Source organism: Myxococcales bacterium (genome assembly GCA_012517325.1).
Classification (GTDB): domain Bacteria; phylum Lernaellota; class Lernaellaia; order Lernaellales; family Lernaellaceae; genus JAAYVF01.
On sequence record JAAYVF010000132.1, the window covers coordinates 82,038 to 107,682 of the forward strand.

At 59.7% G+C, this 25,645-nt stretch carries 18 protein-coding genes and 1 pseudogene; 6 read left to right on the plus strand and 13 right to left on the minus strand.

The genetic code is table 11. The annotated features are described in order from the left end of the window. Positions 1-9 precede the first annotated feature (9 nt). The 4 genes from GX444_21550 to GX444_21565 form a co-directional block, all read right to left on the minus strand. Positions 10-2,127, minus strand: a complete 2,118-nt coding sequence (locus GX444_21550; GenBank protein NLH51169.1) for a tetratricopeptide repeat protein — start codon at positions 2,125-2,127, stop codon at positions 10-12. 297 nt (positions 2,128-2,424) lie between these two features. Then, positions 2,425-3,825, minus strand: coding sequence for a sigma-54-dependent Fis family transcriptional regulator (locus tag GX444_21555; protein ID NLH51170.1), 1,401 nt, complete (start codon positions 3,823-3,825; stop codon positions 2,425-2,427). Then, the gene (locus GX444_21560; protein NLH51171.1) at positions 3,825-4,481 is read right to left on the minus strand and encodes a PilZ domain-containing protein; all 657 of its coding nucleotides are present in this window, start codon (positions 4,479-4,481) and stop codon (positions 3,825-3,827) included. Before GX444_21560 ends, GX444_21555 begins: the two co-directional genes overlap by 1 nt. A gap of 762 nt (positions 4,482-5,243) precedes the next feature. Further along, positions 5,244-5,528 (minus strand): hypothetical protein, encoded by a 285-nt coding sequence (locus GX444_21565; GenBank protein ID NLH51172.1) that lies wholly within the window; start codon positions 5,526-5,528, stop codon positions 5,244-5,246. A 1,031-nt stretch (positions 5,529-6,559) separates the two neighbouring features. Between GX444_21565 and GX444_21570 the strand changes: the two genes are divergently transcribed. The 5 genes from GX444_21570 to GX444_21590 all read left to right on the plus strand — a co-directional run bounded on the left by GX444_21570 (position 6,560) and on the right by GX444_21590 (position 12,857). Then, a complete protein-coding gene (locus tag GX444_21570) occupies positions 6,560-7,900 on the plus strand; it encodes a hypothetical protein (protein ID NLH51173.1) in 1,341 nt (446 codons plus the stop codon). Between the two features lie 28 nt (positions 7,901-7,928). After that, the gene (locus GX444_21575) at positions 7,929-9,185 is read left to right on the plus strand and encodes a hypothetical protein (GenBank protein NLH51174.1); all 1,257 of its coding nucleotides are present in this window, start codon (positions 7,929-7,931) and stop codon (positions 9,183-9,185) included. 7 nt (positions 9,186-9,192) lie between these two features. After that, positions 9,193-10,932 carry a lysophospholipase gene (locus GX444_21580; protein ID NLH51175.1) on the plus strand — a complete coding sequence of 580 codons (1,740 nt, stop codon included), beginning with the start codon at positions 9,193-9,195 and terminating at the stop codon, positions 10,930-10,932. 170 nt (positions 10,933-11,102) lie between these two features. Beyond that, on the plus strand, positions 11,103-11,921 hold the full coding sequence (locus GX444_21585) for a hypothetical protein (protein ID NLH51176.1): 819 nt from the start codon (positions 11,103-11,105) through the stop codon (positions 11,919-11,921). Between the two features lie 165 nt (positions 11,922-12,086). Then, entirely contained in the window at positions 12,087-12,857 is a 771-nt protein-coding gene (locus tag GX444_21590) for a hypothetical protein (protein ID NLH51177.1), read from the plus strand. A gap of 313 nt (positions 12,858-13,170) precedes the next feature. Here GX444_21590 and GX444_21595 read toward each other — a convergent pair. Continuing rightward, positions 13,171-13,389 (minus strand): annotated as a pseudogene (locus GX444_21595) (hypothetical protein). 1,630 nt (positions 13,390-15,019) lie between these two features. Between GX444_21595 and GX444_21600 the strand changes: the two are divergent. Further along, on the plus strand, positions 15,020-16,513 hold the full coding sequence (locus GX444_21600) for a hypothetical protein (GenBank protein NLH51178.1): 1,494 nt from the start codon (positions 15,020-15,022) through the stop codon (positions 16,511-16,513). A 139-nt stretch (positions 16,514-16,652) separates the two neighbouring features. Here the strand turns inward: GX444_21600 and GX444_21605 are convergent, their stop codons facing one another. From GX444_21605 to GX444_21640, 8 genes are all read right to left on the minus strand, one after another. Further along, positions 16,653-17,201: a GrpB family protein gene (locus GX444_21605; GenBank protein NLH51179.1), complete on the minus strand. Its 549-nt coding sequence runs from the start codon at positions 17,199-17,201 to the stop codon at positions 16,653-16,655. 26 nt (positions 17,202-17,227) lie between these two features. Beyond that, positions 17,228-19,336 (minus strand): CRTAC1 family protein, encoded by a 2,109-nt coding sequence (locus GX444_21610; GenBank protein NLH51180.1) that lies wholly within the window; start codon positions 19,334-19,336, stop codon positions 17,228-17,230. A 94-nt stretch (positions 19,337-19,430) separates the two neighbouring features. Next, positions 19,431-21,104: a hypothetical protein gene (locus tag GX444_21615; protein ID NLH51181.1), complete on the minus strand. Its 1,674-nt coding sequence runs from the start codon at positions 21,102-21,104 to the stop codon at positions 19,431-19,433. Beyond that, a complete protein-coding gene (locus tag GX444_21620; protein ID NLH51182.1) occupies positions 21,101-21,544 on the minus strand; it encodes a hypothetical protein in 444 nt (147 codons plus the stop codon). Before GX444_21620 ends, GX444_21615 begins: the two co-directional genes overlap by 4 nt. Further along, positions 21,545-22,315, minus strand: a complete 771-nt coding sequence (locus tag GX444_21625; GenBank protein ID NLH51183.1) for an ATP-binding protein — start codon at positions 22,313-22,315, stop codon at positions 21,545-21,547. It lies immediately after the preceding gene. A gap of 1 nt (position 22,316) precedes the next feature. Continuing rightward, a complete protein-coding gene (gene eno, locus GX444_21630; GenBank protein ID NLH51184.1) occupies positions 22,317-23,597 on the minus strand; it encodes a phosphopyruvate hydratase in 1,281 nt (426 codons plus the stop codon). A gap of 19 nt (positions 23,598-23,616) precedes the next feature. Beyond that, positions 23,617-24,042 carry a universal stress protein gene (locus tag GX444_21635; GenBank protein ID NLH51185.1) on the minus strand — a complete coding sequence of 142 codons (426 nt, stop codon included), beginning with the start codon at positions 24,040-24,042 and terminating at the stop codon, positions 23,617-23,619. After that, positions 24,035-25,264: a cation:proton antiporter gene (locus GX444_21640; GenBank protein ID NLH51186.1), complete on the minus strand. Its 1,230-nt coding sequence runs from the start codon at positions 25,262-25,264 to the stop codon at positions 24,035-24,037. Before GX444_21640 ends, GX444_21635 begins: the two co-directional genes overlap by 8 nt. Positions 25,265-25,645: the final 381 nt, after the last annotated feature.

Consider the following 25,645-nt stretch of genomic DNA (forward strand, 5'->3'; position numbering starts at 1 on the left):
GCTTCTCCGTCACGGCAACGTCTCCCACGCGGGTTCGTCGCCGAACCGTTTTTCGTTGACTTCCAGCCACTGCAAATGACGGTTCAGATTCCAGGCGGCGGCCGGCCAGAAATCCGCCGGCGGCGTCGTTTCCGGTTTGGCGTCCGGGCCCGGAAGAATGCTGGTGCCATCGGACAGCAAGATCTGGGCGAGGCGCCAGCGCGCCAGGGAAAGCCAGTACGGCCGCGCCGGCCTTTCCAGCAACGCCTGGAAAGCGTTTTTCGCGTCGCCGTTTCGTTGGGTCCGGTACAAAGCGTCTCCCAGGGCGAAAAGCGCCTGATCCTGCCATTCCCGTACCGGTTGCGCCTCGGTGACGGGCCCCAGCAGTTTCAAGGCGCTGGTCAGGCGATCGGCGGCGGCCTGCGGTTCGTTCCGCGCCAGCAGCAGCGATCCGGCCATCAATTCCAGGCGCCCTTCCTCTATTGTATCACTCGCGTCGACGCGGGCCAAAACCAGTTGTTCCAACGCCTGCTTCGGCCGGTCGAGATCCTTGGCGATTTGCGCGCTCAGCACCCGGCCCTCGTAACGCAATGGATCGGGACCGGATTTTTTCTTGCCCGCCCCCGCGGGGCTGGGCAGTCCGGTCAGTTTGTCGAGGTACTTTTGCGCGGCGGCCAGATCGTTGCGCAAGTATTCGGCCAGGGCGGCGTAGAACGCGGACTGGCGCGGATACCGATCGGCGAGTGGCGTCTTGGTGGCCAGTTCGAGCAGCGTGTCGGGTTGCAGGTTTTCGTAAAACAATTGCGCCAACTGGTCGTAGGTGGCCGGCGGCAGCGCGGAAAGCGCCAGGTATTTGCGGTACTGGTTGAAGACCTGGGCGACCAGCATGGGATTGTCGGTGTTGCCGGCGACGAATTGCGCGAAGGCTTTGAGGATGTGCTCGACGGCGCGCGTCGCGTTGCCGAGGTTCAGCGGGGTGTCGTAGATGCCGGCGCCCAGCACGATCGTCGTCAGCGGCTCCCCGGTCCGCAGGTAGTATTCCGCCAGTAGGAGCGCCGCTTCCTGGCTCAAATCGGGCGAAGCATTCTGGTTGTAAACGGTCAGCAGCAGCTTTTCGGTGATGGGGTCCGCCGAATCCGGGAAGGCCTGCAGGCGGATTTTGGCCAGTTCCAATTCCGCGTGCAGCCCCGCCGGATGGTCGCGGTACTGGCTGATCAGGTAACGGTAGCCGATGACGGCGTCGCCGTAATTCTGCTGCGTGCGGGCGATTTCGGCGAGGTAGAACACCGCCAGCGGCCGATCCTCGCCCAGCGGATAATCCTGCAGATAGGCGAGCGCGGCGTCGCCGGCGAGGTTGAAATCTCCGGCGGCGTACATCGTCTCGGCATAGGCGAAAAGTTCGAACTCGACCAACAGCGACCGGTCCTCCGGCCATTTGACCACGCTACGGAAATCGGCGACGGCCTCGGCGTCCCGTCCCAGGCGATGGCGGGCGATGCCGAGGCACAGCGCGGCATGGAACCGCACCTGGGCGTCTTTCGATTTGGCGAGCACTTCCTTGGCCTGGGATTCGGTGTCCTCCAGGAGGTTTTCGCGCAGGCTGACCATGATCAACCCGAGTTGCGCCTTGTCGGCCAGCGGATCGTTGGGATACCAATCGACCAAAAGGCCGTAATGCGCGATCGCCTCCGAAGCGAAGCCCTGGCGATCGTAAATGGTCGCCAGGCGAAAGGCGACGAGCGGTTGGTTTTCGTCGAGCGGATAGCGCCGCATCAGGCGCTCCAAGATCGGCTTGGCCATTTTGTACTGCACCGCCGGATCGTTGATGCCCAGACGGAAATACAGCTCGGCGATCAGCAACTGGTATTCCGGCAGGTCCCACAGCGCCGGCGCGCGAATGCCCATCAGGTAGGCGTCGTGAATGCCTTCGACCAGTTGATTGTTTTCGATCAAAACGATGATGCGCTCGAAGCCCAATTCGCGCAGCGTCGGCGCGTCCTTGGTGTTCAACTGGATCGGATGGGAAACAATTTCGAAGGGCAGCAATTCGCGGGGGGCCGGCAAGGAATAAGGCGCGGCTTGGGCCCAAGCCGCCGCGAGAAGGGCCAGCAGCACCAGAAAAATCGTTTCGGGCAGACGTGTCTTCATCGCATGTTTGTATCGGACACCCTTTCAGAACAGATGACAAGCAAGGCTCATGCCGAAGTTATTCATTTTCAACCCATTGTTTTAATTGGCTTTTTTTGCAACTAAATCGACTGCCAGACCAGGGTCGTCAACATTTTGGCGAAAACTAGACAATTAGGCAATCGGCGCAAGACAATTTTTGACACCCGGAGGCGTTCGGCCAGCAATCCCTTTCGGCAACCGAGAAATGGCCACAACGAAAAAATTTTTATGCAGTTGCAGCGGGAATTGGCGGAACAGCCATCGACGCCGGAGCGATCATCCGAACTCGGCCATCATGCCCTTTTTTTTCAATTTTTCGACGAGGGTGGTGCGCTTGAGGCCGAGGAGTTGGGCGGCCAGGTTTTTGTTGCCGCGCGCCTTGGACATGGCGGTGACGATCAGCCGGTTCTCGAATTCCTCGACCATGCGGTTGAATTCGATGCCGTCGTCGGGGATTTCCAGGGCGTCGCCCGCCACCTTGACCTTGCCGTTCAGGAATTTTTCGGGCAGGTCGTCGAGGGTGAGGCGCTCGTTCTCGGCCAAAATCACCAGGCGTTCGATCAGGTTTTCGAGTTCGCGCACGTTACCCGGCCATTCGTACCGCGTCAGGGCGTCCAGGACGTCCGGCCCGAGCGGCTTCAGCTTCCGCTTTTTCGCCTTGCAGAAATTTTCGAGGAAGTAGTTGGCCAGCAGCGGGATGTCCTCGGCGCGTTCGCGCAACGGCGGAATGAACACCGGGATGACCGAGAGGCGGTAGAACAGGTCTTCGCGGAATTTGCCCTGCGCGACGAGGTCTTCGAGCTTGCGGTTGGTCGCGGCGATGATGCGCACGTCGACCTTTTTGGTTTTGGTGGAGCCGACCGGCTCGAATTCGTGCTCTTGAATGACCCGCAGCATCTTTACCTGCAGGGCCGGGCTCATGTCGCCGATTTCGTCGAGGAACAGCGTGCCGCCGTTGGCCGCCTCGAACCGCCCGATGCGGTTGGTGGTGGCGCCAGTGAACGATCCCTTCAGGTGGCCGAACAATTCGGATTCGAGCAGCGTCTCGGGAATCGCGCCGCAATTGACCGGAATCAGGTAGCGTTCGCGGCGCTTGGAATTGTAGTGCAGCGCGCGGGCGATCAGCTCCTTGCCGGTGCCCGATTCGCCTTCGATCAGCACCGTGGAGTCGGAATCGGCCACCTTTTCGATCAGGCGGAACACCTCCTGAATCGGCTTGGAATCGCCGACGATGTTCTCGAAGCGGTACTTCTGGCGGAGCTGTCCCTTGAGGCTGACGTTTTCGCTGACCAGGTTGCGATATTGCAGCGCGCGGTGAATGACGATCAGCAGTTCGTCGAAGCGGATCGGGCGCGACACGTAATCGAACGCGCCCCACCGCATCGCCTCCACCGCCTCTTCCACCGAGCCGTCGTTGGCGATCATCACGCCCATCGTGCGCGGCGAGGCGGCGCGGATTTCGCGCAGCAGGCTCAGGCCGTCCACCGCCGGCGAATTCAATTCGGCGATCACCAGGTCGAACGGCTCGTTCTGAAAGGTTTCCAGGCCCGCCGCGCCGTTGTCGGCGACGCTGACGCGAAAGCCCTTCGCGCTCAGCCGGCGTTGCAATTCCTGGCGGGAATCCGTCGCCTGGTCGATGAGTAAAATGCCGGAACCGTCGAAGCGCTCGTCGGCCATTAACGCTTTTTCTCCTCGCCGGCGCCGCCTAGCGGCTTTTTCGGGGCGACGGGATCGATCTCATGGGTGCGCCGCAGCATCATGCGCTGAACCTCGAAAATCCGCTTGACGAGCCGGTCCTTGTCCTCGGGGTCCATGTCGATGAAGCGGGCCGCGACGACATACGGCGCATCCACGCCGAGCGCGGGATCCGGCACGTCCGACCGGACGGCCTCGGCCAGGCAGATGATGGCGCGCGGCGGCATGGTCTGCATGAGGATTTCCAGGCGCAGCAGAGCGCCGGGTTTTATTTCCTCTTTGTAGGGCACCAGGATGCCGCCGGCGCTGATGTTGACCAGTTGCGGCGCGCCCCACTTGGCTTCCATATCTTTTTGGGCCAGGTACATCATCAAGGCGTCGAGCTTCGCCTCGATCGCCGATAGCCGCCCCATGACCTGGGTGTTGGGGATGTCGAAACGGTTTTTCATTTCCCGATCGATCCGTTGCGCGTGCTGTAGCGGCTCGTCCAGGTTGGTGGTCAGGCGTTCCAAGGCGATGCGATCCAACAACGCTTGTTTGGCCTTTTCGTCGACCGGCACGACTCGTAGGCGAACCATGTCGCGAACGCGAACATCTTGCCGATCCGGCTTCTGTTCCTGGAGATTGCTACCGGCCATGGTAACCTCGCACAATCGTAGAGGGTGGAAAGTTCGCGTTTAAATTATCAAAGTGACGAAAGTTTGACAAGCGAAAACCGTCCATGCTTCAACTTGTTGGCGGTTTCCCAACTTCGCGTAGGCACTTTTGCCTGATAACAAACGTTTACATCGTCAACATTTTGGCAACCTTTTGCGGTTTTTTTTAAAAGTGGCTTGACTCTCGGCAAGAATGTAGTAATATATATAATACGATACATAAGCGGCCGGTAAGCCGCCGTGAAAAGGGGCATGAATGAACACCGATCTGGTTTTGTTGACCGATTCCGCCCGCGCCGAATTGAAAAAAATCGCCACGGCGCCCGAGCATCACGACAAGGTCGTCCGCCTGATTTTCGCCGGCTGGGGCTGAGGCGGGCCCAAACTGGGCCTGGCTCTGGACGAGCCGAACGACAAGGAAATCCTCTACTTCGAAGAAGGCCTGACCATCGTCGGCGACGGCCGCGTCCGGCAGCAAATCAACATGAGCGGCAGCGTCCGCATCGATCATCTGTCGGATCTGCATCGCGGCACGGGCTTTCTGATTTCCATGGGCGACGATTCCGGTTCCTGCGATTGTTGATCGTCCGCCTCCCGCAATTTCCACTATAGGCACATCGCCACTTTTCTATTAAGCTACGGCTCGCCGAACAGGTTTATTCGCATTGGTCCGGCGAAAGGATCTCCCCGATGAAACAGAAGCTTTTCCTCTATTGCCTGCTGGCGCTGCTCGGCGGCCTGTTCTCACTCGCCGCCGGTTGCGGCAACGGCGATGACGACGACAACGACGACGAGGCGACGGACGACGACACCGGCGGCGACGACGACGATGACGACGACAACGATGATTCCGGAGACGATGATGACGATAACGACGACAACGACGACTCCGGGGACGACGACGATGACGACGATGACGACGACAACGACGACGACACCACCCCCGCCTGCGATTACGACGCCTACAATCCGCTGATCGACGCGGGCAAGGCCTTCCTGGCGGAACGCGACGCCAACTCGGCCTACGATCAGTTTTTCGACGCGCAACTGCTCTGCCCGGGCGAGCCCGCGGGCCAGGTCGGCATTCTGTTGTCCGACACCCAGTGGACGCTAGGCTGGTATCAGACGCTGTACGAATCGCTGGTCGGCTTCGATCCGTCGCCGAAGGAAAAAAGTTTCGCGACCAATTTCCAACACATGATCCGCGATCATTTTCTGCCGGTGAACGAGGAGATGATGGCCCTGATCGACGACCTGTCGGCCAACCATCCCGAGGTGGAGTTCGAAATCGAAACCCTGCCCCTGTGGACGACGGACGACGTCGTCACCCTGGACCTCGGCGGCCAATGGGACGCGGCGGATTTGCTGAACCTGCGCGCCCTGACTCAGTTGTCGAGCGGGTTGGAGCGCTTTTTGCTGGCCTTCGATCTGACCTTCAATTACAACACCTACGCGTTCTGGGCGTTTCCCGCGTCGGGCGCGCCGATGGATGAACTCATCCACGCGATCACCGGGCTGATCATCGCCCTGATCGAAGACCCCGATTACCCGAATCTCCTGCAATTCCTCGACGGCGGCGAAAGCGACCTGTCGCAATCCGGTGTGCAATTCGGCTTCGGTTGCCTGGACGCCGGCGACGCCTTCGCGGCCATCCGCGCGGAAACCGACGATCAGACCGACGACGTCTTCGGCTACTACGACGAAAACGCCAACGGCCAATGGGACGAAGGGGAAAATTACACGCTGCCGATGCTCGGCCCGTTGGACGACGAGACCGAGTTCGTGCTCGAGGAATTTCTGGCGCTGCTGGCCGATCTGGGCCCCGCCCTGCTCGACTCCGGGCCGGAAGATCTGCGGCCGGCCCTGCCGGATTGGCTGCCGTTGTCGGACCTGAACGTGATTCTGGATTTGTTCGGCGCCGGCTTCGAACTGCCGGGCATCCCGATTCCGGTCGGCCGCTGGTTCTACAACCCCGCCGCGGACGGCATCCGTTCGCTGGTCTACACCGTGGCGCAATATCTCTACGATGCCACCGCGCCCGATCGGCTGGAGGTGCAGCCATGAAACGCCATGCCTGTCTGATTTTCCTGTCGCTTGTGTTGCTCGTATTCGTCGGCTGCAACACCGCTTCGACTTCCGGCGGTTCGACCGCGTTCAGCGATCAGGACGGCGTCGCCGCTGGTGACGACGACGGTCCGGGAGCGCCGGCCGGCGCGACCGCCGGCGACCGGGACGACGACTCGAACGACGGCGGCCACGGCGATCGCGACTGCGAACCCGTCGCCCCGCCCGTCTGGCCGGAACCCGACATCGAGGACCCGGCGGTCGTTTCCTTCGACGAGGATCTGTTCTTCACCATCGACGGGCAGCGCTTCTTCCCGCTCGGCTTTTACGGCGTGCCGCAGGACCCCGATTCGCTCGCCCAATACAAGAGCGAAGGCTTCAACCTGGCGCTGACGGGTCCGGGTTGCTGCGGCGGCGGCACGGGACCACAGGTGGACTTCCTGCGCACGGCGCAGGAACAGGGCGTGTTCATCGTCACGCATCCCTGGTCCGATCCGAACGACGTGCTCAATCGGCCGGAAGAGGAACTGGCGGCGGAACTGGCCGACCGCACGGCGATCGGCAGCCTGTTCGGCTGGTACACGTTCGACGAGCCGGCGCTCTGGCGGCCGTCGAAAGAGCTGACGTCGCGGATGCACGAAGTGCTGACGACCTATTCGCCGACCAATCCCGACGGCCTCGTCGAGCAGACGATGGACGACTTCAACCTGTACGAGGACGACTGCTCGTTCTTCATGATCGATCCCTACCCAGTGCCGAAAATGTTCATCACCAACGTCAAGGATGGGATGAAGGAAGCGATCGAGGCGACCGAGGGCGAAAAGCCGATCGTCGGCGTCACGCAGGCGTTCAGTTGGGATTGGATTTACGGCAACTACGACCAGCCGTTCCGGCCCACCGGGCTCGAGGTCCGCAACATGACCTGGCAGTTCATCATCATGGGCGCGCGCGGCCTGATCCCCTTCATTTACGCCACCGACTACTCCATTCACGCCGTCCCGGAAATCTGGGAAGCGTACCTGGACGTGATCGCGGAAATCAACGAACTGATGAGCGTCGTGCTGGCCGACGACGCGGCGATCGACCTGGCCGCCGAAACGACCTTCCCGACCACCTTCGATTACCTGGTCAAGCAAAACGAAACCGCCACCTGGGTGTTCTCGGTTTCGACGAACGACCACTCGCTTTACGTCACCTTCGATTTGAACGCGATCGGCGACGATCTGTGCGTGGTCGATTACACCACCGGCGAAATCTTCACCCCGGGCGGCGACGGCAAGGTGACCGTCCCTTACGCGCGGTTGCAGGTGCGTTTGCTGGAAGTGCGTGAAAATTAGCCGGCCTCGCCGGCCGAGGGAGAACTCCATGAACCAGCGGCTTCTTTTTATCGTCCTGGCTTTGCTTTTGCTCTGCCTGCCCGCCTGTTCCACGAACGACGACGACGACGATTCCGCCGACGGCGCGGCCGATGACGACGACGATTCCGGCGGCGAACCGGACGACGACAACGACAGCGCGGACGACGACGACGCGTCGCCCGCCGACGATGACGACGACGACACCACGCCGGGCGAATGGCCGGGCGATCCCTGGTACGGCTGCACCGACGAGGACATCCCGGCGGACGCGACGGTCGTGACGGCCTTCGATCTGGCCGATCAATACTACGACGGCGCGGACGACCGGCGGACCATCGAGGCGGCGGTGGAATTTCCCGCGGCCGCCGATTGGTCGCAGGTGACGCTGCGCCTAGAGTTGTCGTGCCCGGCCGACGGCGATTGCGACAATTGGGACCGGTTCGCCAATCTGTCGTTGGTGGAAAACGCCGGCGCCAAGGACGAGACGGCCTTCGAGCTTTGGCGGTATATCACGCCGTATAACGTCGGCATGTGCATGCTGGGCGACATCACGCCTTTCGCGGCCAAACTGACGGGCACGAAAACCATCCGCTCGTTCGTCGACACCTGGGTCGGTCCGAACTCGTCGGGCAACGGCCACGGCTGGCGCGTCACGGCCAAGTTCATCTTTCATCCGGCCGTCAAATCAGAAGTGCCGGATCAAATCGTCAACGTCTGGCCCTATCATTCGATCGAGGTCGGCAACCCCGACAACCCGATCGACACCCAGATCGGCGAACAGAATCTCGCGCTGCCGGCGACGCTCTCGCGGGCCGAATTGCGGGTGCTGGTGACCGGCCACGGCCAGGGCAACCGCGACAATTGCGCGGAATTCTGCCACCTGCAGCAGGTCATCCAGGTCAACGGCCAGTCGTTTCCCTTCGATCCCTGGCGCAGCGATTGCGGCTTCAATCCGCTCGGTCCCGAGCAAAGCGGCACCTGGAAGTACCAGCGCAACGGCTGGTGCCCCGGCGCGGTGGTGATTCCGCAGGTCATCGACGTGCTCGCGGCCCTCACCGCGGGAACCGACAACACCTTCGCCTATCAGGTCTGGAACGAGGAAAGCGCGCTGTACGAAAACACCTGCCGGCCCGGCGCGGGCGACGAGAACAACGTTTGCACCGAATGCGCCTTCAGCAGCGATCCGGGCAATTGCGATTACGACGGCGGCATGCACACCATGCCGGTCGATAACCTGACGGTGCAGCTTCTGCTTTGGGAGTAGCGCAGCCATGACGAAAGTACATTGGTCGATCTTCGCACTGCTGCTTTTCTTGTCCGGCCTCGCCGCCTGCGGCGCGAATGACGACGATGACCCCGGATCAGGTCCGGGGCAGGCTCAAGATGATGACGATGATGATTCAACCGCCGACGATGCCGGCGACGATGACGACGACGTGACGCCGCCGGCCATCGATTGGGGAAGCTGCCCCGACTACATCCAACTCGACGCCACCATGGACGCCGAATGCGCGACCGCGCGGTTGCCGCTTGATTACGAAAAGAAAAACAGCAAGACCATTCCCGTTTTCCTGTATCGCGTTTCCGGTTCGGCCGCGACGAAACGGGGGCAAGTCTGGTTCTTACAGGGCGGCCCCGGCGGCAGCGGCGCCGATTTCGCCCAGTTGTTCCAGGTGTACGCCGCGGTTTACCCCGACCTGGATTTCTATTCGCTCGATCACCGCGGTGTCGGCAACTCGGCGCGCCTCACCTGCCCGCAGGAAGAAGTCGAGCCGTTCGATTACCAGGGCTGCGCGGCCTCGCTGCGCGACCAATGGGGCGACGACCTGATGGCCTTCAGCACGACGAATGCCGCTTACGACGTCAGCGTGCTGATCGAGGCCGTCCGCGAGTCAGGCGTGCCGGTTTACGTCTACGGCGGATCCTACGGCACCTATTGGTTGCAACGACTGCTGCAACTTTCGCCGCAACGGATCGACGGCGCGATTCTGGATTCCATCTGCTCGCCGGGTTTCACCAAACTGGACGAATACGACCCGCACTTCAACGAAATCGGCCACCAGATCATGGACACCTGCGCCACGGACGCGACCTGCGCCGAAAAACTGGGAACGATCGATGCGGATCCCTGGACCGCGCTCGGCAAGGTGTACGAAAAAATCGACGCCGGCGACCTCTGCCTCGCACTCGGCGATGTCGACCGGACCTTGCTGCGCGAAGGCCTGGGATTGTTGGAAACCGACTACTTTCTGCGCGTGGTGATCCCCTCGGTGATTTACCGGCTCAACCGTTGCGCCCCGAAAGACGTGCTGGCCTTGAACAATCTGCTGACGATTCTGGAGGGGAAAAAGAAAATCATCACCGATCCCGACAAGCTGGCCAGCGATTACACGCTGGGTACCAGCATCATTCTGGCGGAGTTGTACGGCGACACGACCTATGCCGAGGCGCTGAACTTCGTCAATCAGGCTTATTTTTCGGTCGATGCCGGCCTCCTCATCGGCGAAATTTTCGATTGGGGGCAGTGGCCGATCTATCCGGACGACGGCTATATGAACCGCTGGGCCGACACCGACGTGCCGCTGCTGATGCTGAACGGCGATTTCGATCCCCAGACCACCCTGTCGATGGCGACGCCGGCCGGAGAACACTTTACCGGATCGGCGCAAACCTTCGTCACGGTCCCCTATTCGCCGCACGGCGTCATCACGGGTTCGCCGACTCCGACCGCCATCGCGGCCTACTTTGAAAACGACCTCGAAACGTTTCTCACTTCAACCTGCGGCGCGCAAATGATTTTCGATTTCCTGGCCGACCCGACCGGGCCGGTGGATACCGAATGTCTGGCCGCGATTCCGCCGTTGGAGTTCAGCGGCGATTCGCTGGTCAATCAATACATGAGCCTGGCGCTGTACGGCACCACCGACATGTGGGAAGGAATTCCGGCCGGCAAGCGCACGGCGGTTCCCCATTTTCTTCCCAATCCCTTCGCGCCTCGCCGGTGGCGCTGAAATCGCTCAACCCGGGCCGTTTTTGAACAACCGCGCGGTGATGGCGGTTGCCGAAAAATGAAGCCGACACAAATATTCGATTGTTTTCTCCCTCAAAAGTAGTACAAATATTCCCAATCCTACAGAAAACAACCCGGGTTCATGTACAAAACGAGGAGGAGGTTTGTACGATGAAATCATTTAAATTTTTCTTTTTCCTGTTTCTGTTGACCGGCATTCTCATCGCCTTCAGTTGCTCGGGCGACGACGATGACGACGACAACGACGATAACAACGACGATAACGACGACAACGGCGATGACGATGTGGCCGACGACGACGCGGCGGACGACGATTCCGGCGACGACGACAACGATTCGAGCGATGACGACGATTCCAGCGACGACGACAATGACTCGGGCGACGACGACGACGATTCGGGCGATGACGACGACGACAACACTCCCGGCACCGCCGACTTGATCGAAAACGGCGGATTTGAAACCGGTGACGCCACTGGTTGGACCGGCGAATGGCCCTACGATGAATTGGTTCACTCCGAGGATCTCGGCGACGACGATACGTCTCCCGACACGACCTGGTACATTCTTCCCCACACCGGGTCGTACGCGGTCTGGTTCGGCCAGACCCATTCGCAGCACACCGCCTGGTTGGGACAGACGGTAACGGTGCCCAACGACATCACGACGGCCGAAGTCCGCGCCTGGCACTATTTGTACAAATTCGGCTCCTGCTCTTTCACCTTGACCCTCAAGCTGGTGAATCCGAACAATCCCAACAATGTCCTGCTCGACCTCGGCTCGTGGACGCAGGCGGATGCCTCGTTCATCGCCAACTACAAGGAATTCATGCACCAACTGTCCACCGCCGAACTGTCGAGCCTGCAGGGCGAAGAGGTCATGTTGCGGTACGAATATACGGGCCAGGGCGCGTTGATCTCCGGCTGCTATGTGTACCTGGACGACGTCAGTTTCGACGCAACCTGGTAAAACGGATTTCGTCAACGATATTGACTGGTCGGGCGCGGTGGAACATTCGCCGCGCCCTTCTGATTTCAGGCGGTTCCCGACCGGTTTTGCTTTGACCTTTCCCTAAAAAAGTCAGATAATTTTGCCATCTCAAGCAAAATCCGAATTTTAGAGAGGAGTGGGCAGATGAATCCAAGGTATTTGTGGATACTAACGATTTTTGCGCTCTTCTTCGCCGCGATCGCGCTCAATTGCTCCAGTTCGGGCGATGACGACGACAATGACGATAACGACGACAACAACGACGGCGCCGACGACGACACCTCGGACGACGATGCCGGGACCGACGACGACGACAACGACGATAACGACAATGACACCGGCGATGACGACGACAATGACGACGCCTCGCCCGGCTCCGGCGATCTGATCCAGAACGGCGGATTCGAGACCGGCGACACCACCAACTGGGACGGCGAATGGCCCTACGACCAGTTGGTCTATTCCGAAAACCCCGACGACGACACCTCGCCCGACGACGACGAATGGTACGTGACGCCGCACAGCGGCGCTTACGCGGCCTGGTTCGGCCAGACCTTCCAGCAGCATACCGCCTGGTTGGGACAAACGGTGTCGATTCCCGAATCGCTGTCCGCCGGAACGATCGACTTCTGGTACTACATGTCCAAGTTCGGTTCCTGCACGTTTACCTTCACCGCCCGGGTCGTCGAGGCGGCCAATCCCGACAACACGTTGATCGACTTGGGCACCTGGACCGAGGCGGACGCCGCGTTCCTCGCCAAATACAAGGAACTGAACCGCGTGCTGACCACCGATGAAATGTCGGCGCTGCAAGGCGAGAATGCCGTCCTGCGCTTCGATTACACGGGATCGGGCGCCTTGATTTCGGCCTGCTATATTTACCTGGACGACGTCAGCCTCCAGGCGACCTGGTAATAAACAAACCGGCACCGACGAACGGGGAGAACACCGCATGGTTTTCTCCCCGTTTTCTTTCTCGTCAAGACTTTTTATTCCTGCGAAGACCGATTCATCGAAATCAAAGCCCAGTTGCCGGAGCCGGATTGCGCCTGACGTTCGGTCGCGCGCCTGCCGCCTTTTGACCTTTACCGGAAAATTTCCGATAATCCCCTCGTCTCACCTACCAACGGAAGAAAAGAGGAGTGCGCCGATGAATCCAAGATATTTGTGGATGCTGGCTGTTTTTGCGCTCATTTTCCCGCTGCTTGCGCTGGGTTGCGCTAGTTCGGACGACGATGACGACGACAGCAACAACCTGCCCCCTTATGGGGACGACGACGATAACGACGATACCGCCGATGACGACGACGACAACGACGACAACGATGACAACGACGACAACGACGACAACGACGACAACGACGACGACACCACGCCGCCCGACAACGATACCGAGTACGATCCGCTGTCCTGCGCCCTGCCCGATCCGGAAGGCATCGGCAACGATTTGACGATTGGCGGCGGCCCGGTGACCACGACGATCACCGTGTACGTTTACGACGACAAGACCTGCGCACCGCTCGAAAACGCCTCGGTTATTTACGGCGGCGCCCACCTGACGGATGCCGACGGCAAGGTGGTCCTGACGGTGGCCAAGGATCAGGCGCTGGTCAGCGCGTACAAAACCGGCTATCAGTCCTGGTCCTATCAGGCCGATGCCGCGGTGATGTATTTCCGCCTGCGGCCCTCGACCTACGGTTACACCTACAACAACACCACCCAGGGCGTTTATACGCTGGACGACACGCCGCTCGCCCTGGACAACCCGACGATCAACAACCTCGGCGAGCTGATCGGCCTGATCAACAACCCGCTCTACATCGGCATCACCCTGCCGAATTTCTCGCGCCAGACCTGGTTGCAGACCGATCTCTCCGGTGTGCTGACCGAGCAGACCTACCAGATCGACATCGATCTGCCCGACGCCGGGTATTACCTGCTTCTCTATCACAACGTGTTCCTGCCGGAACTGGACATCAACAACGTCATGGGCATCACGGTCGCCTGCCCGGATCATCCCTATTACCAGATGCCGATTCGCTCCGACGCGACCGAGCTGCCGTACGCCGGGATCGTCGGCGAACTCGACCTGGGCGCGATTCTCGACCTGCAGACCCTGACCGACCTGCTGACCGCGATCATCAACGGCGAGGACATCACCACCGTGCTGTTGACGCTCGTCGGGCCGCTGCTGCAGGACGGCTTCACCCTGCCCTACGTCGGCGCCGAACCCGCCTGGGATACGACCGGCGCGCCGGACCTGGCCATGGTGGAAGTCGGGGCCGAGAAAGAATCGTTCGACGTCACGATCACCAATCCGGACGCCGGGGCGGATTATCTCGGCGCATTGATTGCCGAGATTCCCAATCGGACGCTCATTCCGATGGATCTCAACCTCGCCGACGCCGGCTCGCTGACGCTGGATTACGCCGACATCACCGATGCCGATTACGCCCTGACCATGGTAAAGACCAACTTCCTGGATTCCACCTTCGAATCCAGCGATTTCTCCCTCGCGCTTAAATACGGTTGGTTCGCCGACACCTGGGCCGACGGCGCGACCTTTGACGATGCCGATTTCCTGCCCTACTTCGACAGCGCGAATACCAGCTACACCCCCGGCACGCACACCGTGGCTTGGGAAATGGAAGGCGGCAAGGCGACGCCCGACCTGTACTACGTCTACATCCTGCCGGCCTGCATCGATTCCGGTTGTCCTACGATCATGGCCGTGGTGCCCGGCACCGCCACCGGCTTTACGGTGCCGTCCGAAATTTCCTACACCGGTTCGGCGGAAGACATCGTGGTTGTCGCGGCGATCGACCTGCCCGACGGCGTGACCATCGACGAGTACAACCCGACCAAGTTCCTCGGCTACGACAACTCGGCCATCTCGATCTGGATGAACTACAACCTGGTCGACCTGCTGATGTACCTCTTCGATCAAAACGTCGTGAAAAAATAAAAACGGCGCGGTTGGACGAGCCCGCCCCCCGCAAGGGGCGGGCTTTTTTATCGATCATTCCGGCCCTACAATACGGCCGAATTTCTCCTGATCCGGACGGAGGTGAACGGTAATGAAGCGCCTGGCGCAAATCCTGGTGATCGCCCTCCTGCCGCTGCTCGGCTGGACCTTCGCGGCGCGCGCGGAAAACGAATACCCGCTCATCTCGACCGACCTTTATCTGCAGATGCTTTACGTCAAACAGGAAAATTTCCGCGTGGAAAACGGCATTTTCGGCAGCTCGTACGCCGAAGCCGGCGGCAACTTCAACAGCCAACTCGACCAGGAAGCCTATCGCAACCTTTTTGAAAGCTGTTTTCGCCTGGGCACGACCCTGTCGTTCGCGGATCACATCAAGGGCCGCTTCGCCATCGAGATCAATCCACGCGACGCCCGCGAACAAGGTTTCGGCGACGGCGCGGCCGACCTGGGCGTCAGTCGCACTTCCGTTTTGCGGCTGAAAAACTACTACCTGGAAGCCGAGCACGCCGTCGGCGGTTTTTTGGGTTATCGCGTCGGCCGGCAGAATTTCGACACGCCGCGCGCCCTGGTGGTCGGCAATGCGGACGCCGAAGGTCTGGCATTGTGGTATCGAGGCGCGGAGGTCGGTCAATTCCTGCTGGCCGGGGCGCTGCTCGACGCCCGCAATACGCGCGAACTGGAAGACCTGTATTCGCATTTCATTTATCAATTTCCGCCCAGCGGCGGCTTCACCGGATCGCTCTACCTCTCCAGCCTGCTCTATCGCGACCGCACTTCCGGCGAATACAACCTGCCGCCGGAAATTTCCCTGGGCGGCGGCAGCGACATCGGCAAATGGCTGATCGGCGTGGACCCGGTCGATCCGTCCAACGCCTCGATGTCCCGCGGGCAGCTTTATTGGGCGGGCGTCGAACTGGGCTATACCGATTCCGGGTTCGTCCTGGGCATCGACGCCGTCATGAACTTCGGCAACCTCGACCCCGGCTTCCGTTCTGAAGCCAACATCGACACCGTGCAAAGTTCGATGGCCATGCTGGACACCAATTACGGCCGCGGCTTCTGGCGCGTGGGCGCCGCGGGCGCTTACGTTTCCGGCCACGATCCCGATCCGAGCGCGAACCGCTACACCGGATTTCTGGACATCAACGCCAACTTCGGCTTCACCCGCTTCTTTTTCGACGGCGGCCCGTACATGGTCGCGCAAGGTTTCGCCTCGCCGGCGGTGCAAGGCAGCGGCCTTTTCGGCGGCAAGGTCTATACCGAAATGACGCCGTTGGATTGGCTGTCGATCAACCTGCAGGTGGCCGGGCTTTCCGCGCAGTACGACCGGCCGCAGTTGGCGAATAACGAGGATGGCGCCGTTTATAACTCGGTGGCCGACAACGCCGGCAGCTATTACGGGACGGAAGCGGATTTCTGGTTGGAATTTCGCCCGGCCAAGCAGCTTCATTGGCTGACCGAGGTGGATTATTTCCAACCCGGCAATTACTTCAAAGGCACCGCCGTCGACAAGAAGAATCCGACCGGCTTCCTGGAAAGTCCGGACCCGGCGTGGCGCATTTCCGGCGGTTTTTTATTTTATTAGCAGGGTGTTGAAAAACACCCGGCGTGTGATCCAGGGATGGATCGCCATTTTCGGCACCTTCCGAAGTTGCCGAAAATGAAGCGAAATAAAAACCACGCTTTTTATTGAGCGCGGTTGAAAAAGGCCAGGACGGCCTTTTTCAACAGCCTGTCAGACCGCGCGAACGCTCCGCTGCCGCTGCTATTTCCAACGCGCGAATGAATTCGTTTTTCCCGTCCGTGTAAGCCCGGCGATCGTGGCGAAAGCGTTTCGCCAGGTCTTCCTTCAAGCGCGCATAGGCGGCGCAGGCTTCTGGGTGAATCAACAAATAATCACGAAACAGCAAATGCCTTTGACGGAAATCGGAATCGGTCCGCACCAGGTGCACATGGCACGCCCATGGCTGTCGGCGGTAGAAAAACAGCCGCTCGGGAAGTGTTTCCTCGTACTCCGGGACATAGGCGTAACCCGCCGCGACTAAAGGAGAAATAATAGATGAGCGGTCGCTCATATCGCCGACACAGAGCAGAATGTCGATGATCGGTTTCGCGCTCAGACCCGGGACGGCCGTACTTCCGATATGTTCGATGGACGCGGCGCGCGATCCAAGAATAATGAGCAGTCGCTCACGTTCCGCCGTAAACCACATCGCCCATTCCGGATCGTACGGCACGATGAAAACCGGCTCGCGCTCCAGATCCGCGATCATCTTTCACATCACCCTTGCCGGCGGCTTCAACAACCGCAACCGGAATCGTCGTCGTCGTTGTCGTCATCGTCACCGGACGGGCCGGGGCTTTGATCGTCGTCGTGGCTGTCGTTGTCGTCGTCGTCATCGGCGTCCGGCGCGGCCGTATCGGTCACCGTGATGGTTTGATTGACGGGGATGTCTTCCAGCACTTCGGTGCTGCCGCCGGGGAAAGCCACCGTCAACCGGTCGACCACGGTCGCCTCGTTCAAGCCGAAGTGCGCAATCAAGTCGTCTTGGGTGGTGGTGCCGCTGCCGGCCTGGATTTCGCGCAAATAGGTTTTGCCGTTCGCCTCCAGGGTCAGGCGCGCGCCGATGGCCGCCCGGTTCGCCTTCTGCCCCACCGCCTTGACCTTTAGCCAGTTGCCGGCCGGAAAATCGTTGCGCCAGAGGCCGTAGGAGTACAAATCCAGGTCGCCGTCGCCGTCGTAATCGGCCCAGGCGCTGCCCCAGCCGTTGTCGACCAGAATGCCGCCCTGGTAGTTGTACAATTCGAAACGCAACGATCCTTCCTCGACGAGGCGGTTCAAATACAACTGGCTTTTGTAGCCCACGTAAACGTCGGTGATGTACAGGTCGAGGTCGCCGTCGTTGTCCACGTCGATCAGGTTCGGGTTGGAGTGGGTTTCGATGTAGCGGACGCCGACATCTCCGCGTACGTCGGCGAAGCCGAAGTCGGGCGCGCCGTTCGACAGCAGCACCTGGGTCTTATCGGAAAAATCGATGAACCGCGGATGCGCCAGGTTGGCGTCGACGACGTCGAAATCGCCGTCGAGGTCCAGGTCGCCCCAGGCCGAACCGATCGTGTGGCCGTAATAAACCGGATCGCCCGTGGTGTCGCCGGCCAACCCGCGTTCCTCGGCCTCGTTGACGAACTTGCCGCCGTCGCCCGGATTGACCCACAGGAAATTCGGATCGAGCCGGTAGTTGCTCACGTGGATGTCCGCGTCGCCGTCGTTGTCGAAGTCGATCCATTGCACGCCGCGCGCGCACTGGAACATGTCGTCCTTGAAACCCAGGTCGGCCGTGCGATCGACGAACGTCAGATCGCCATTGTTGCGGAAAAATTTGTCGAAGGGGCACGCGCCCAGGCTTTCCCGCTCGTAGGCGCCGGCGTAGACGTCCACGTAGCCGTCGCGGTCGTAGTCGCCCAGCCCGAGGCCCTCGGTCGATTCGTAATTCAGCAGTTCCTCGCCGCCGAAGGCCGTCAACGTGATGTCGGCAAAGGTGCCGTCGCCGTTGTTGCGCAGGATGTGGTTGTAATAGACCTCGTAGGCGGAAGTGGCCACGTAAATGTCCAGGTTGCCGTCGTTGTCGAAATCGGCCCACAGGCCGCCGCTGCCGGGCAGGCCCGCCAACCCGGCGGCCTCGGTTACGTCGGTGAAGGTACCGTCACCGTTGTTGCGATACAGCAGGCTGCCGGCGAGCAGCAGATCGGGATCGCCGTCGTTGTCGTAGTCGGCCCAGGCCGGCCGGGCGTTGGTGCGCGGCAACCCCGCGGCGTCGGTGTCATCCTGAAACGGCTTGTCGGCCGGGTCGATCTGGTCGTGATAGTCGACCACGGCGCGAATCATATAGGCGTAGGAGCCCGCGTCGGTGCCGGCGTAATACCAGGTGTCGTCGGCGACGCTGTAGTACTCGGTGCGGATTTCCGGAGTGATGGTGTCGGTGTCCAACGGCACCAGCGGTTCGCCGTCCTGCAGATGCACGATGCCGACATGGAAATTCCACCAGGGCTCGATTTCGATCGCCGCGGCGGAAACGTCGAACTCGTACCAGTCGACGCCCGGTGCGACGGACAGGGCGATCGGCGTGATCAGATCGCCGTCGAGGTCGAGGTTGTTGCCGCCGTACTCGCTCCAAAGATGCACTTCCGTATCGCCGCCGAGGTCGCCGCCGTCCAGTTGCAATTGCAGGCGCAGCAGCGTGGCGGGGTGGTCGGTCGACAGTCGGAAGGCCTCGATGTCGCCGGTGACAAGGCCCTGCAATTGCCCCTCGGCGGTGCCGTCGTCGTACTGAATGGTGACTTCATCCGCCGACGCCGACGCGCCGAGCAGCAGGAAAATGACACCGATTGCCAGGGTGAAAAGCCGCATCGTCCGCCTCCCCTTGTTGGATGGAGGCAGTTTATCATTATCGTGATGGGAAAACGAATCCCGGCGGAACGGCTGGGAGGGGGGCAGCGAAAATCTAGCCGCGGGAAAAATCCGCCCGAGACACATCCGGACCATCGGTAAGCGTCGCCAATTCCCGTAATGCGTCTTGGACATTTTTACCTTGCGCGGGCAGATCCCCAACCAACCGTTCAATGACGGCCAGTTCATGGCGGATGAATTCCATGGCCTGCTTGGCAAGATCGTCGATGCAACGGTTGGTCGCACCGGCCCACTGGGCGCTGAGGCGGGAAAGGTTCTTCTCAACCTCCCACGGTATTTGTTTCTGGAGGTGTCGGTTAACAAGGGGCCGGAAGATGAGCATCGGGATGATGAACCAGAGCAGGTCGAGCGGGATATCGAACGTCTTGCCGACGCGCACATCCGGACGCGCCGGTTCTTCGATCTCGCCCTGGAACTGAGCGCCGGTCAATGTCGTTTTCAGAGCCTTCTGGATTGCCTGGGCTAATCGATCCTGAAAGGCTCGTACTGAACGGGCGATGGCCGCTTGGGATTGCGTCAGATAGGGCGCAAGAAAGTCCTCGCCTTGCATGGAGAGGGTTTTCATCTCGATTTCCAACGTCGATTCCAACCATGCCTTGTAAGCGGTGGAGGTTTTAGAGAGGTGACCTTTCCATTCCGGCGCTTTGATTTTCAACTCGGCAAGGAGCTTCTCGGTCAATTCACCCCGGTAAACTCTGAACCGTTCGAATGAGGCGTTCTGCACCTTTGTTTTATGGTCATTGGCGACAAGCCAGACCTCATTGCGAATCTGGTCGAAGTCGTCCTTTTCCCGGCTTAGGAGACCGCGCAATTCTCGCAGCGCCTCCTCGTCGGCTGACGCAGCCTGCAAAGCAACCGTCAGGTATTCCCGGCACGATCCGACAAGCGCACGGACTTTGTGGGACATGATCTCGCTGAACCGAGTTTCGTGGTTCTCGACCACGCGGCTGATCAGAAACTCGCGGAGTGCGTCACGCTGATTTTCGAATGAGGGGCGGATCGAGAAAGGGAACACGGGAATCGTGCGGCCAAAATACTTGTCGAGTTGCTCGCGGGTAAAATCGATGATCTTCTCGGTTTGCCCCGACGTTACGATGTCAGCCTTTGACAAGAGGACTAGAATTTCCGGCGTGTGCCGCGCCAACTCGTCGAGAAGCTGAAGGTCCTGCTCGGAAAGCGGATGGTCGATGCTCACGGCGACGATAGCCGCTCCCACGCGCGGCAACCAGTCCAACGACGCCTGAGTATTGTGTCGAAACAGGCTGCCCAGGCCGGGTGTATCGACGAAGCGGACACCCTGGAATTTCGCCAGTGTCGGACTTTCAACTTCGACCATGGCGACCTGTTTGCGATTGTCGGGATTTTCGCTTTCGGTCACGTACTCCGCAACGGAGCCGGACGAAACGTCCTCACTTTTTCCGGAAAGGTAACGCACGACGGCGTGGGCGGTGGGGCCGTAGCCGATGCGCGTCACCACTGCCGTCGTCGGCAGTACATCCACCGGGACGATCTCACGGCCAAAAAGGCTGTTGAGGAAGGAACTCTTGCCCGATTTGAATTGCCCGAAAATCGCCACGTCCACAATGCCGCCGTCAGATAGCGCGTCGGTCGCGGCTTTGATCTGCGGCGATAACGAGACGATCCCAAAAGTCGTGCAAACGGCCTCGATCTTTTTCAGGGAATGCAACAGAGCCTCGGGTGTAGTCATCTGTTCACTCCTTCGGTCGCATCACTTTCTTTATTCACGATATCGCCAATATGCTGAACACCTTGCAACAACTCTCGTACCCGAGGATCAAGGAACGCCAGCAGTTCCGGAGACGGATCGCCGTAGCCCCGCAGGTACTTGCCGCCCAGTTCGACCAAATAAAGCCACAGGCTCGTGGCATGAGACCGGATCGACTCCGTAGCCCTGACGGCATGGCCTTCCAACTGCAGGGCGTTTTGCACTTCGCGTAGGCGAGCCTGCAAATACTCCACTTCCTTCAGAAGGGCGTCTCTCCGTTCGGGGCCAAGGTTATTGACCTCTTCGTAAAACACGGACTTGTATTCCCGGCCTTCCGCCCAGGAACGGAATTCGCAGAGCGCCTGGTCCAGAAGCTGGAATGTGATGGAGATGTTCCTCCTATGTCCCTCTGTCATGTCCATTCAGACTGGCCCTCTCTCCACTTTGGCCGGGGGCGCCGAACTTCGCGGATCGAGTTTAGGGAACGAAATCCCAAGGTACTGCCCGGCAATATCCGACGAGACATCGATACGCAACAACCCCGTCAGCAAACGACCATCGTTCCAGTAGCGAGGTTTCCCGGCTCTTTGCCCCATCATCTTGATCCACCCCGGGCGACCATTGGCGTTACGCAGTATTGCGCGCCGTTCCTTATCGTCCGGAGGACGAGGCAAGGGGTGCTCGCCTGCGGCTGTCTCGAAAATCGTCATCATAGAATCCTTGTCGAGCGGCGGAACCTCAATCCTCTTGTCCGTCATTTTCAGCGAGCGGAATCGCGCCGCGTCACGCGGGAATTCCACATCGACGGCCGCCAGGATTCCGATTTTCAAGGTCCAGAGCTGTTTGAGAAAACCCTTGGAGGCCGTGCCGATGTCCTGAAAATGATCCAGCAGCAAGACACCTGCCCGATTCTCGGCGGCGATTTTCATGCGACCCCGTATTCGTTGTTGCGACCATTCTTCAATGTCGTATTCGGGATAAACCTGAAGCAGCGCCCTCGTGATGTCATGAAGTGTCGCGGTTGACGAAGCTAAGCCGTAGGGGCAACCAATGGTGCGGAGCCGTTTCGCGACTTCATGGAGAATCGCACTCTTTCCGATGCCGATCGGACCATACAGGACTACCCGCTTGCCGCCCGTCAGTGGGGGAAGCAACGACTTCACAAATTTATCTCGTCCTACGACTTCAACCATTCTACCTTTGCAATGGATTATTGAAGACCGCCGAAGCGCCAAGTTCCATCTCGATCTCCAGCAGGCGGTTGTACTTGGCGATGCGCTCACTACGGCACGCGGAACCGGTTTTGATCTGGCCGCCGCCCATCGCCACCGCGAAGTCGGCCATGAACGCATCCTCGGTCTCACCGGAGCGGTGCGAGATCACAAAGCCCCACCCGGCCCTGCGGCATAGGTTGATCGCCTCGATGGTCTCGGTCACGGTGCCGATCTGGTTCAGCTTGATCAGCACGGCATTCGTGGAATGCTCGCGGATGCCGCGCTCGATGTACCGCGTATTCGTCACGTAGTTGTCGTCACCGACGATCTGAATCCGCGAACCCAACGCCGCCGTGTGCGCGCGGAAGCCTTCCCAGTCATCCTCGGCCAGGCCATCCTCGATGGAAACAATGGGGTACTTGTCAAGCCAACCGCGATAAAACTCGGTCATCTCGGCGCTCGATTTGACGCCCTGGCCTGATTTGGCGAGGTTGTACGCGCCGTTCTCGTAAAACGAGCTTGCCGCCGGATCGAGAGCTATGGCCACGTCCACGCCGGGCCGATAACCGGCCGCTTTGATCGCCTCGACGATCACTTCGCAGGCCTCGTCGTTGCTCTTCAGATTCGGAGCGAAACCACCTTCGTCGCCAACAGCCGTGGCGTAACCTTTCTTCTTTAGAATGCCCTTCAGTGCGTGAAAGGTCTCCGCGCCGTAACGTAGCGCCTCGGCGAATGTGGGCGCGCCGATGGGCATCACCATAAATTCCTGAAGATCGACGCTGTTGTCCGCGTGCTTGCCGCCGTTGAGAATGTTCATCATCGGCACGGGAATCCGCGTCGCTCCGGGACCGCCGAGGTAGGCGTAGAGCGGCAGGCCACTGGCGTCGGCGGCGGCACGGGCCACGGCCATCGAAACGCCAAGGGTCGCGTTTGCGCCGAGCTTGTTCTTGGTCGGCGTGCCGTCCAGTTCGATCATCAGGCGGTCGGCTTCAGCCTGCCGCGTCGGGTCGAGGCCGATCAGCTTCGGGGCAATCAGATCATTGACATTGGCGACGGCCTTTAAAACACCTTTTCCACCGTATCGCTTTTTATCGCCGTCACGCAGTTCCAGGGCTTCGTTTTCGCCGGTGGATGCGCCGGACGGCACGGAGGCGGATACTTTGATCCCGTTGTCCAACGTGACGTAGACTCGCACCGTCGGGTTGCCTCGTGAATCCAGGATTTCCATGGCCTTTATCGACACAATTTTTTTCGCGTTCATCGAGTTTCTCCTTCTAGGTTCAGCGCATGATCAACACGGCACAGGGCGCATGATGGGCGATTTGAACTCCCGTGAGACTCGCCACGCGCCGGAAAGTTCCCGTACGGCCTTGGCCGCCCAGCACAATGAGGTCCGCCTTTTCCTGTTCCGCGATTCCCACCACTGTTTCAATCACGTGGCCGGGCAGGACATGCGCGGCGATTCCGAGGCCGGCGTTTTGAGCCTTGGCAATCAAGCCTTGCTGAAGATCGGCGAAATGCTGTTTGCCCTGCTCCAACATTTCGTCAACCCCGTTCATCGATTCCTCCGCGTAACGCGGCAGATCCTCGATCACCGAGACGAGCAATAAAACGGCCTGATACTTTTGCGCCAGATCGAGTGCCGTGGCAAACGCGCGGGTGCTGGCTTCCGAGCCGTCAAAGGCCACCAGAATTTTATCAAACATTTTCTCCCCCCTTGGAAGAATGATGGACAATTCCTTGCTTGTTTTTAACGAAACCTTGCATCGACGGGTTGACCTGACTCAACAGATGGCGCGGTAAAAACGCAAAATTGGCGACCAAGGTCGGCACAACCGCGCTGGCGATGACGACCGCCACCAGGAGAGAATACTGTGCTTGGGTGATGATTTCATGCGACAACCCGTACATGGCGGAGATTGTACCAAAAGTAAGTCCGGTGGACATCAACAACGTATAATACCAACGTTCCTTGCGGTTTCTCTTAAACTGATTGAGTACTGGATAGAGCCCGAAAATTTTCGAAAATACCTTGCCGCCGAACAGCAACAAAAAAACGATCGGCGCGGCAAGTAGGGCAGGCAGCGACACCAATGATCCGGCCCGTAAAAAATAAAACGGCGTTAAAAAGCCAACGGTCAGGGTCCGAAATCTTCGGGCAAAGAACTCATCGCGACCGACCGCGTTCGCGAGGATCATTCCGACAAGATAGGCCGGCAGCACGGCCTCGCTGCCCGACCACAAGGCCAATGCCCCAAGCCCGAACAGAACAAACAAGACCCATTTGGTCCGAATCGCAGCGGTCCGATGCGCATACAACGCGGTCAGTTTCGCGGTCAGGAACGGCAACAGGCCAAGGACGACGACGCAGGCCATCACAAAAATGACGGTCCGAAAGGTAAAGGGGGCGAACAACAGCCCGAGCATGATGACCGTCCCCAGATCGTTGATAAAACAGGCGCCCAGGACGCCTTTCCCAAAATCGGTTTTGTTGAAGCCATATTCCAGCATGACGGCATAGACAACCGCCATGGAGGTTGTTGAGAGAGCCACGCCTGCAAGCAAGCTCGGACGCACATCCCAACCGACCAGCCAGTAAGCGACGGCGCTGCAGCCGAGAAACGGCGCGAGAAATCCCACCATGCCGACAATCCATACTTCCTTCCATTTCGTGCGCAACGTGGCCGGATCAAGTTCGGCTCCGGCGAGAAAAGTCAGAAGGATTGCCCCCGAGCTGGCGATAAATTTGAGCCATGGCTGATTCGCGCCCATGGTTTCGTCGCCGAAAGTACCGTTGATCAAGAAAGCCGCGAGAACGCCAACGACGATTTCAATGAGGGCGATGGAGATGCGAAGGCGATTGGCGATAATGGTGGCGACAATGGCCAGACCCAACCAAAGCGCTGCGACGGCAAACGCTTGTTCCACAAAGCTCTCCGGACAGGGCAAAAAAGGGTTATCCGTCGCCGGCCGACGATCAGCCCTGTTTCTCTTGACGGGAGATAAGGTTACCGCTTTTGCGGTGCGACTCCCGCCACTCGTCGATACGGCGGCAGGAGTCATCAGCCCTGTTTGGCGGGCGGTTTGAAGGGGGACTCCATCCCCTGCTCAAAGTTGTTTAACATGATTGCGATGATTCGACAAGCAAGTTTGGCGTGACATTTTCCTATGTTTATACTTAGGCAATATGTCCCCTTAACTGTGCAGCAAAAATGTCCCCTTGGTTACGTAGAGTTCGGAGCCGAGGCCTGATAGACCCACGTCCAGTTGGTTGTTCCCTTTCGATTTTCCGTTTTGCATCGGGCTTTG

Excerpts from the sequence above, each read along its gene's own strand:
- GX444_21580 (NLH51175.1), top strand. The coding sequence starts at position 9,193 with ATGACGAAAGTACATTGGTCGATCTTCGCACTGCTGCTTTTCTTGTCC.
- GX444_21620 (NLH51182.1), bottom strand. The coding sequence starts at position 21,544 with ATGGACATGACAGAGGGACATAGGAGGAACATCTCCATCACATTCCAG.
- GX444_21570 (NLH51173.1), top strand. The coding sequence starts at position 6,560 with ATGAAACGCCATGCCTGTCTGATTTTCCTGTCGCTTGTGTTGCTCGTA.
- GX444_21610 (NLH51180.1), bottom strand. The coding sequence starts at position 19,336 with ATGCGGCTTTTCACCCTGGCAATCGGTGTCATTTTCCTGCTGCTCGGC.
- GX444_21560 (NLH51171.1), bottom strand. The coding sequence starts at position 4,481 with ATGGCCGGTAGCAATCTCCAGGAACAGAAGCCGGATCGGCAAGATGTT.
- GX444_21550 (NLH51169.1), bottom strand. The coding sequence starts at position 2,127 with ATGAAGACACGTCTGCCCGAAACGATTTTTCTGGTGCTGCTGGCCCTT.
- GX444_21605 (NLH51179.1), bottom strand. The coding sequence starts at position 17,201 with ATGATCGCGGATCTGGAGCGCGAGCCGGTTTTCATCGTGCCGTACGAT.
- GX444_21585 (NLH51176.1), top strand. The coding sequence starts at position 11,103 with ATGAAATCATTTAAATTTTTCTTTTTCCTGTTTCTGTTGACCGGCATT.
- GX444_21600 (NLH51178.1), top strand. The coding sequence starts at position 15,020 with ATGAAGCGCCTGGCGCAAATCCTGGTGATCGCCCTCCTGCCGCTGCTC.
- GX444_21615 (NLH51181.1), bottom strand. The coding sequence starts at position 21,104 with ATGACTACACCCGAGGCTCTGTTGCATTCCCTGAAAAAGATCGAGGCC.
- eno (NLH51184.1), bottom strand. The coding sequence starts at position 23,597 with ATGAACGCGAAAAAAATTGTGTCGATAAAGGCCATGGAAATCCTGGAT.
- GX444_21625 (NLH51183.1), bottom strand. The coding sequence starts at position 22,315 with ATGGTTGAAGTCGTAGGACGAGATAAATTTGTGAAGTCGTTGCTTCCC.
- GX444_21635 (NLH51185.1), bottom strand. The coding sequence starts at position 24,042 with ATGTTTGATAAAATTCTGGTGGCCTTTGACGGCTCGGAAGCCAGCACC.
- GX444_21590 (NLH51177.1), top strand. The coding sequence starts at position 12,087 with ATGAATCCAAGGTATTTGTGGATACTAACGATTTTTGCGCTCTTCTTC.
- GX444_21555 (NLH51170.1), bottom strand. The coding sequence starts at position 3,825 with ATGGCCGACGAGCGCTTCGACGGTTCCGGCATTTTACTCATCGACCAG.
- GX444_21575 (NLH51174.1), top strand. The coding sequence starts at position 7,929 with ATGAACCAGCGGCTTCTTTTTATCGTCCTGGCTTTGCTTTTGCTCTGC.